The organism is Cohnella thailandensis, assembly GCF_014212135.1.
In the GTDB taxonomy this organism is placed as follows: domain Bacteria; phylum Bacillota; class Bacilli; order Paenibacillales; family Paenibacillaceae; genus Cohnella; species Cohnella thailandensis.
Genome location: NZ_JACJVQ010000006.1, coordinates 462243 through 470746, shown reverse-complemented (window position 1 = coordinate 470746; position 8504 = coordinate 462243). Strand labels below are relative to the sequence as shown.

8 protein-coding genes are annotated in these 8504 nt (G+C 56.9%); 1 reads left to right on the top strand and 7 read right to left on the bottom strand.

Annotation, left to right across the window (positions count from 1 at the left end):
- Positions 1-257 precede the first annotated feature (257 nt).
- From H7B67_RS10025 to H7B67_RS10010, 4 genes are all read right to left on the bottom strand, one after another.
- Positions 258-1121: a transglutaminase family protein gene (locus tag H7B67_RS10025; protein WP_185119646.1), complete on the bottom strand. Its 864-nt coding sequence runs from the start codon at positions 1119-1121 to the stop codon at positions 258-260.
- Positions 1118-2071 carry an alpha-E domain-containing protein gene (locus H7B67_RS10020; protein WP_185119645.1) on the bottom strand — a complete coding sequence of 318 codons (954 nt, stop codon included), beginning with the start codon at positions 2069-2071 and terminating at the stop codon, positions 1118-1120. The genes H7B67_RS10025 and H7B67_RS10020 overlap by 4 nt, the downstream gene beginning before the upstream one ends.
- Positions 2072-2084: 13 nt before the next feature.
- Positions 2085-3542, bottom strand: a complete 1458-nt coding sequence (locus tag H7B67_RS10015; protein WP_185119644.1) for a circularly permuted type 2 ATP-grasp protein — start codon at positions 3540-3542, stop codon at positions 2085-2087.
- 273 nt (positions 3543-3815) lie between these two features.
- Positions 3816-4331, bottom strand: a complete 516-nt coding sequence (locus H7B67_RS10010; RefSeq protein ID WP_185119643.1) for a CcdC family protein — start codon at positions 4329-4331, stop codon at positions 3816-3818.
- Positions 4332-4594: 263 nt separating this feature from the next.
- On the opposite strand from H7B67_RS10010, the gene H7B67_RS10005 reads away from it, so the two are divergent.
- Positions 4595-5491, top strand: a complete 897-nt coding sequence (locus H7B67_RS10005; RefSeq protein ID WP_245363131.1) for a cation diffusion facilitator family transporter — start codon at positions 4595-4597, stop codon at positions 5489-5491.
- Positions 5492-5569: 78 nt separating this feature from the next.
- Here H7B67_RS10005 and cyoD read toward each other — a convergent pair whose 3' ends face one another.
- Genes cyoD through H7B67_RS09990 form a run of 3 tightly spaced genes read right to left on the bottom strand, consistent with a single transcriptional unit; the run spans position 5570 to position 8503 of the window.
- Positions 5570-5899 carry a cytochrome o ubiquinol oxidase subunit IV gene (cyoD, locus tag H7B67_RS10000; protein ID WP_185119642.1) on the bottom strand — a complete coding sequence of 110 codons (330 nt, stop codon included), beginning with the start codon at positions 5897-5899 and terminating at the stop codon, positions 5570-5572.
- Position 5900: 1 nt separating this feature from the next.
- Positions 5901-6533 (bottom strand): cytochrome o ubiquinol oxidase subunit III, encoded by a 633-nt coding sequence (gene cyoC / locus H7B67_RS09995; protein ID WP_185119641.1) that lies wholly within the window; start codon positions 6531-6533, stop codon positions 5901-5903.
- Positions 6533-8503, bottom strand: a complete 1971-nt coding sequence (locus tag H7B67_RS09990) for a cbb3-type cytochrome c oxidase subunit I (protein WP_185119640.1) — start codon at positions 8501-8503, stop codon at positions 6533-6535. The genes cyoC and H7B67_RS09990 overlap by 1 nt, the downstream gene beginning before the upstream one ends.
- Position 8504 lies beyond the last annotated feature (1 nt).

Below are 8504 nucleotides of genomic sequence, written 5' to 3'. Positions count from 1 at the left end.
CGCCCGCCAGCACGACCTTCGAGCCCCCGTTAGTCGATTTTTTCGACTATCTCGCCCACCAGCGCGCCATTCAAGCCCCCGTTAGTCGATTTTTTCGACTATCTCGCCCACCAGCGCGCCATTCAAGCCCCCGTTAGTCGATTTTTTCGACTATCCTGATCTCGCCTGCCCTAAATAAAAAAAAGACCATGCGGACTCCCTCCGCACGATCCTATCCCCTCTATCTGCAACGCTCACCGCATCCTTCCAAGCCCGCCTCACCCCGTCACCCGTTGAACGTCCACGTTCACCTGCAGCGTCTGGAACCCTGTTCCGCGGTAGACGCCCTTCACCGGGACGATATCCAGGTAGTCCCGTCCGTGCGCCAGCTTCACGTAGCGCCAATCCACGAGGCCGTTGTTCGTCGGGTCGAAGCCCTGCCAGCCCATTCCGGGGACATAGGCCTCGACCCACGCGTGAGAGGCTTGCTCGAAGTCGGCGTCTCTCCCTTGCAGGTCGCCGACGAAGTGATAACCGCTCACGTAACGCGCCGCCACTCCCTTGATCCGGCAGACGGAGAGCAGCAGATGCGCGAAGTCCTGGCACACTCCGGCGCCCAATCCGATAAGCTCGTCCGAAGTCGTATGGACGCCAGTCGACAGCGGCTTGTACTCGAAATCGTTGAAGATTCTCTCGCAGGCTCTCTGCACGAAAGCGAATACCCCGTCTCGTTCCCCCTCGATGCTCAGCGCGAAATTCACCACGCTGGGGTGAAAGGAAGCATACACCGTCGGAAGCAGATACTCGGCGTTCGCGTTGACGAACTCCTCGCTCCTAACCTTATTCCAAGAAGCGGCGGGATCGCCTTCGGTTCCCTTCTTCATCTCCGAGTCCCGCGTGACGACGGTGGAGCGCGAAGTAATGACCAGCTCGCGATGAGGCTCGCTTGCCGTGAACGAATGAACCCGGTTCCCGAAGTAATCCTCGTAGGACATCAGGGAGACGTTCGGCTCGATCGTCAGCTGGTGCTGGTAACAGGCTTGGCGTTCGTCCGTTCTCGGCGCGAGCCGAAGCTCATTGACACTGTCCGTAACCGGCTCCGCGTATTGATATCTCGTGACGTGGCATATCTCGAGTCTCAAGCGATAACCTCCCTGCCGCGGGGAAAGAAAAAGGTCTTCGCCATCGATTCGCCCAATAAGTTGTTAGCATGAAGCAACTGCTGCAGCACGCTTCCGAGCGAAGCGGCCGTAATGTCCTGACGCTCCAGCCAGCCGAGCTCCGAGCGGGCTTTGCCCGCTTGGCGGATGATCTTCTCCAACGAATTGCCGGAGCGGTCGGCCTTCGTTCTCATCGCTTTCACGTTCGTCTCGAAGGAGGCGAGAGCGAAGTGGACGGAGCGCGGGAACGACTCTTGCAGGAGCAGGAACGAAGCGACCTCTTCCATGCTCAGATCCTCGATTCCCATGCGCCGGTAAGCCTCGTAGCCCCCCACCGACTTCAGTACCGCGAGCAGGTAAGAGTAAGAGGATTCTCCTCTCTCTTCGACGGTCTGGCACACGGACTGCAGCAGCCTGACGATATTTTCCGAGCGCTCCAGATATCGTCCGCTCTCCAGCATGCTCCACGATTCGTCGCGAAGCGCGATGGACACAAGCGTGCCCTGGAAGGAAGCGAGGCCTTCCTTGACTCGTTCGAAGAAGCGATGAGGCTCGGCCAGGACTTCCTCGATCGTCGTTTGGCGCAGCCACAGGTAGAAGCCGTTCAGCAGGTTCCACAGCTCCGACGGAAGCTGCTCCCGAATCTTCTTCAGGTTGTCTCTGGCCTGAATCACGCACGTGATCAGGGAGTTCGACTGGGCGGCGTCCAGCGTAAGGAATTGCAGGGCGCTGCGCTCCTGGAACTCCCCATAGCGTTCGATATAATCGGAGCAATCGCCGATCGCGCCGGTAATCCGCCGCCATACTCCTTCATCGGGTCCGTTCGAGTCCTCGCGAATATGATAATACACGTCAATCAGTCTGGCATGGTTCTCCGCCCGCTCCGTATATCGTCCGATCCAGAACAGGGATTCCGCAGTCCGATCCAGCATGGCTCACCCTCCTTTATCTCGTCAAAACCCACGTATCCTTGCAGCCGCCGCCCTGCGAAGAGTTGACGACCAGCGATCCTTCCGTCATCGCGACGCGGGTCAGGCCGCCCGGGAGAACATGAACGTTGCGTCCGTTCATCAGAGCGAACACGCGAAGGTCGATATGCCGGGAGGACATTCGGCCGTCCTGGCAGACGGGAGCCGTCGACAGCTGAATGGTCGGCTGCGCGATGTAATTGTCCGGATTCTCCCGGATCTTCTCGGCGAACCTCGTTCTCTCCGCTTCGGTCGCCTTCGGTCCGATCAGCATTCCGTAGCCGCCGGACAGGGAAGTCTCCTTCACCACCATCTGGTCCAGCCTCTCCAAGACATACTCCCTTTCCTCCGGCCGGCTCATCAGGTAGGTAGGCACGTTGGACAGAATCGGCGTCTCGTTCAGGTAGTAGCGAATCATGTCCGGAACGAAGGAATAGATCGCCTTATCGTCGGCCACGCCTGTTCCCGGCGCGTTCGCGATCGCGACATTGCCGAAGCGGTAGGCGTTCATCAGGCCGGCCACCCCCAGCATCGAATCGGGACGGAACGCCAGCGGATCGAGATAATCGTCATCGATTCTCCGATAGATGACATCGACTTTCTTGAGGCCGCTCAAGCCTCGGATGTAGATCTTGTTGTCCCGGCAAACGAGATCCCGGCCTTCCACGAGCTCGAGTCCCATCTGCTGGGCAAGGAAAGTATGTTCGAAGTAGGCGGAGTTGAAGCTTCCCGGCGTCAGCAGGACGATCACGGGATCGGCTTTGTCTCCGGGAGCCAGATTGCGCAAGGCAGCCCGGAAGGCGCTCAGCGAATGATCGATCCCTCGTATCGAATGGGAGAAATACAATTCGGGGAAGTCGTGGGTCATGATGGAACGGCTCTTATAAATATAAGAAAAGCCCGACGGCGAACGAAGGTTGTCTTCCAGAACGAAGTATTGGCCCCGATCGTCCCGAATCAAGTCGATGCCGGAAGCATTCACGTAAGCGCCGCCCGGAACGGATAGCCTCATCATCTCGGTCCGGAAGTAGCGATTGCCCATGATCATGCGGCGAGGAATAAGGCCGTCCTTGAAAATGTTCTGCTCGTGGTAAACATCGTGGAGAAAAGAGTTGAGCGCGCGAACCCGTTGACGGACTCCCTGTTCGATCGTGTCCCATTCCTCGCTCGGGATAATCCGGGGAACAAAATCGAAGGGAATCGTTCGTTCAAGCGCATCCGGTTGCCCGGGCTGGGCAAGTGTGAAAGTAATGCCTTCTTCCAGCAGCCTTCGATTCATCGTATTCTGCCGGGCCGCACGCTCCTCGAAGCTTAGTCGCGACAGGACGGATTGAACCTTCGCGTAGTGAGGGCGTACGGAGTTGCCATCGAACATCTCGTCGTAGAAATGGGATGGCGAAGGGGATTTGGACGTAATGGCGTTCCATAATTCCATTCGGAGCGGCTCCTCTTTGCTCGGAAAAGGGAGGAGAGAAGCCTTCCTCCTTTCGGGCGGGTTTCCGAAGCCCCGGTCCGTGCGCACGGCGAGGTTTGGTATTAGTAGATATCATATGCTCCGCCCCATTTAATGTCAATATTCTTTACGTATAATCAACAGTTTTTTGGCTATTTATTACGTTAATATCACTATACGCGTAAGGTTTAAGTCATAAATCGACAAAAAAAGAAGCAGATCCGAGGTTCTCTCGCATCCGCTTCCGAACGTTCGTTATCGCGCGCGTCCCGCGCCTTGACTTGCCCCATCGCCGGCCAACTGCTTCTCCACAACGGCATACCCCTTCCACATCGCCAGCCTCCACGGCAGCAGCATCCCGAAGGCAAGCAGGAAGAACAGCCCCGCCGATTGCGGAATGGTCACGTAAGCATCGACGACGTCATGAAGAAGAACCCGAACCGCCAGCAGCGCTACGATGATGACAACAAAGATTTTGGACCGCTTGAGGTATATCTGGCCGTCCTTCACCTCGAAACGGGAGGTCGCGATAAGCGGGTAAGCGAAGAAGACCGCTCCGACCGCGAACGCGGCAAGAGCCCAGAGCCACGGGATGCGCGTGTCGGGAACGACGAACATAAGAAATCCCGTCGCCATCCCGAGCGGCGGCGCGATGATCTTGCGAAGCGAGGTCGGCTTGCTCGCCGCCTTCAATCGGACTATGATAACCGCCACTCCGGCCAACAAGGAGCCGAGCAGCGGGAGAAGCTGCGAAAGCGCCACGATAATCATTCCTCCAACCCTAGGAAAGTATCCAAACGATCTGCTCTTATTTTACTCCCCTACGCGGATCGGAGCAATCCGGTCATGGCTTTTCGTTGGTTATCGAGATGATTTTGTGATAAAATAAAGGAATTGTCGCGTTAACGAAGGAGGGTGGAGACACCCATGACGGAGCTAGTCGGTCCATATCGTAAAAATCAGGTCTTCAACCGCCGGTTGAGGACCTGTTTTCTTTTTGCGCGAGGCAAACATTATTAGAGGGAGCCATCATCTTGAGTTCTACGCAACCTTCCAAGAGCTTGATCGCCATCTGGATCAGCTTGATCAGCAACATTGTCCTCACCCTTCTTAAGACCGGAGTCGGACTTGCGTTCGGAAGCTCCGTCCTGATCGCAGACGGAATCCACAACGCCGGCGATATCATCGCCACCGTCGCCGCTCTCACCTCGTCCATGGTCTCGAAGAAGCCCGCGGACGACGATCACCCTTACGGACACGGCAAAGCGGAGGTCGTCGCCTCGGCGTTCGTCGCGGTCATCCTGGCGCTGGCTGCGATATGGATCGGATACCATTCCCTCCTGACCCTCATGGAGCCAGCCGTCAGCGAGAGCAGCCTGCCCCTGATCGCGGCCGTCATCTCTCTGCTCTGGAAGCTCGCGCTGTACGTGTACACGGTCCGAATCGGCCGCTTGGAGAAGAGCAAAAGCGTGCTGGCCACCGCTTACGACCATCTCGCCGACGTTTACGCTTCTCTCGCCGCCGTTCTTGGCATCGGACTCGCCCTTGCGGGAGAGCATCTCGGGTGGTCATGGACGGCTTACGGAGATCCGATCGCCGGCATCATTGTCTCCCTTCTCGTCCTCAAGCTCGCGGTCGAGATGGGCAAGGAGTCCATCGACATCCTGATGGAGAGAACGATCTCTCCGGAGCGTCTGGCACGTTACGAGAAAGCCGTATTCGCGCTTGAACCGATCAAACGAATGGACCGCATTCGCGCAAGGGAACACGGCCATTACATTATCGTCGATATTCGCGTCGGCATTCCCAGCCACTACACGATCCAGCAAGGCCACGATATCAGCCGCGAGATCAAGCGCTGCATCATAGAGTGCGACGAGGACGTCATCGAGGTCATGGTCCATCTGAACCCCTGGAACGAGGGGGAATAGCCAACCCCCAGCATCACCTCAACAAGCACAAACGGGTGTCCTCCACCGCAGACGGAGAACACCCGTTTTTTCTTATCCTTATTGATACACTTCGTTGTTGCCCATGATCCAGATGGATCCGATGACGATAACGAGCACGATGACCAAGCCGAGAATAAGCGCCATCAGGTTCCAACGCGGCTTCTTCTCTTCCTTCAAGTGCATGAAGAAGAACAGCTGAACGACGAATTGGAGTACCGCCGTCACGAGCAGGACGACGTTAGCCGCCGTTCCTTCCACGATATCGTTAAGAACGAAGATCAGCGGAATGGCCGTAAGAATAAGCGACAGGACAAACCCGATGACGTAGGACTTCAGCGAGCCGTGGGACTCGTGTTCGTCGTGGGAATGAGTTTGATGTTGCGCCATCTTACATCACCCCCATCATGTATACGATAGTGAACACGAAGATCCAGACGACGTCCAGGAAGTGCCAGTACAGGCTGATGATGTTGACCTTGCGGGTCGTGACCGGCGTAATGCCGCGGCGCGCGATCTGAACGATCAACGCGATCATCCAGACCAGGCCGACCGAGACGTGAAGTCCGTGCGTTCCGACCAGCGTGTAGAAGCTGGAGAGGAACGCGCTGGTCGAGATCTTGGCGCCTTCGTCGATCATCGTCAGGAACTCGGAGATTTCCAGCGTAACGAAGGAAGCGCCGAGAATAATCGTGACGATCAACCAACCGATAAGGCCGTTTTTGTTGCCTTTGTGCATGCAGAGCACGGCCAAACCGCTCGTGAAGCTCGAGGTGAGCAGGATGAACGTTTCGGCGATGACGCCCGGCATCTCGAACAGCTCGGAGGCCGTCGGGCCTCCCGCCGTATTGTTGTGAAGCACGAGATACGTCGCGAACAGCGTTCCGAACAAGATACAGTCGGTGATCAGGAACAGCCAGAAGCCCATTTGACGGAGGGCTTCCATGTTGTGATGCCCGTCATGACCGTGGTCGTGGTCATGGCCATGCCCGTGAGACACGGCGTGATTCGCATTGTGAGACATTAGACAGCCCTCCCTGCAGCAGCCTCGGTTTTTCTGATCTCCTCGACCGGAACGTAGTAATCCGTATCATACCGGAAGGAGTAGCAAAGCATCGTGATGGCGACGCCCGCCATGGCTGGAAGCGCAAGCCACATCCAGTCGAACACGAAGCCGAAGCCCGCGAGGAACCAGAAGGTCGACTTGATGATCGGCATGGCCGAGTTCTTCGGCATGTGGATCGGAGCGAGCGCCGGCTTCGGAGCCGGCTTGCCGCCCGCCGCGATGCGCTGCTTCTCTTCCCACCAATCGTCCACGTCCTTGACGACCGGATCGGTCGCGAAGTTGTACATCGGAGCCGGAGATTGGATCGACCATTCGAGCGTGCGGCCATCCCACGGGTCGCCCGTCGTGTCCTTATCCATTTTCTTAATGCTGTAAAGAATCTGCCACACTTGAACGAGGAAGCCCGCGCCCATGATAAAACCGCCGATCGTCGAAACGAGGTTCAAGCCGAACCAGCCGGTGTCCCAGCCATACGTGCTGTAGCGACGGGTCATGCCCATCAGGCCGAGCACGTATTGCGGCATGAAGCAGACGTAGAAGCCGATGTTCCAGAGCCAGAAGGCCCACTTGCCGAGCTTCTCGTCGAGCTTGAAGCCGAACATCTTCGGCCACCAGTAGTACAAGCCGGCGAAGTAGCCGAAGGCGACGCCGCCGATCAGCACTTGGTGGAAGTGCGCGATCAGGAAGTAGCTGTTATGGAACTGGAAGTCGGCGGGAGCTACCGACAGCATGACGCCCGTCAAACCGCCGACGACGAAGCACGGAATGAAGCCCATCGTCCAAAGCATCGGAGTCTTGAACGAGATTCGTCCTTTATACATCGTGAATAGCCAGTTGAATACTTTAACGCCGGTCGGAATCGCGATGATCATCGTCGAGACCGCGAAGAACGCGTTGACGCTGGCGCCGGATCCCATCGTGAAGAAGTGGTGCGCCCAAGTGACGAAGGACACGATGGAGATGCTCATGAGAGCGAACACCATGGACTTGTAGCCGAACAGCTTCTTCTTCGCGAAGGTCGAGACGATATCGGAGAAGATCCCGAACGCCGGAAGAATAACGATATAAACTTCGGGGTGGCCCCACATCCAGATGAGGTTGATGTACATCATCGGGTTGCCGCCGCCGTCGAGGGTGAAGAAGTGCGCCCCGAGGAACCGGTCGATGAACAGCAGCGCCAGCGTAACCGTCAGAATCGGGAACGCCAGCATGATCGTCAAGCTGCTGGCCAGAACCGACCAGGTGAACATCGGCATCTTCATCAGCTTCATGCCCGGCGCGCGCATCTTGAGAATCGTAACGACAAAGTTGATGCCGGTCATCAAGCTGCCGATACCGGAGATCTGAATGCCCCAGATGTAGAAGTCTTGCCCCACGCCGGGGTTAAACATCTTCTCGGACAACGGAGGGTAAGCCAGCCAGCCGGCGTTCGGCGAGCCGCCGATAACGAACGACAGGTTGAACAGCATGGCGCCCATAAAGAATAGCCAGAAGCTAAGAGAGTTAAGTACAGGGAAAGCGACGTCCCGCGCGCCAATCTGCAGCGGAACGGCGATGTTGAACAAACCGAACATCAGAGGCATCGCCATGAACAGAATCATGATGACCCCGTGAGTCGTGAAGATCTCGTTATAGTGCTCCGGCTTAAGGAATTCCATATCCGGCATAACGAGCTGCGTCCGCATCAGCAAGGCGTCCATCCCGCCGCGGAACAACATAAGCAAAGACGCGATAATATACATGATGCCGATTTTCTTATGATCGACGGTCGTGATCCATTCCCGCCACAGCCAGCCCCACTTCTTGAAGTAGGTCAGCACGAACAAGATGGAGACGGTGGCGAGCACGATCGCCACGTCAGCGCCGTAAATGAGCGGATCTCCGGTTACGAAGAACCCGGAAGCCCAATCTTTAATATCTTCCCACACG

Bases quoted from the DNA above. Each gene is read 5' to 3' on its own strand.
- cyoD (WP_185119642.1), bottom strand. From the start codon at position 5,899: ATGGCGCAACATCAAACTCATTCCCACGACGAACACGAGTCCCACGGC.
- cyoC (WP_185119641.1), bottom strand. From the start codon at position 6,533: ATGTCTCACAATGCGAATCACGCCGTGTCTCACGGGCATGGCCATGAC.
- H7B67_RS10020 (WP_185119645.1), bottom strand. From the start codon at position 2,071: ATGCTGGATCGGACTGCGGAATCCCTGTTCTGGATCGGACGATATACG.
- H7B67_RS10010 (WP_185119643.1), bottom strand. From the start codon at position 4,331: ATGATTATCGTGGCGCTTTCGCAGCTTCTCCCGCTGCTCGGCTCCTTG.
- H7B67_RS10015 (WP_185119644.1), bottom strand. From the start codon at position 3,542: ATGGAATTATGGAACGCCATTACGTCCAAATCCCCTTCGCCATCCCAT.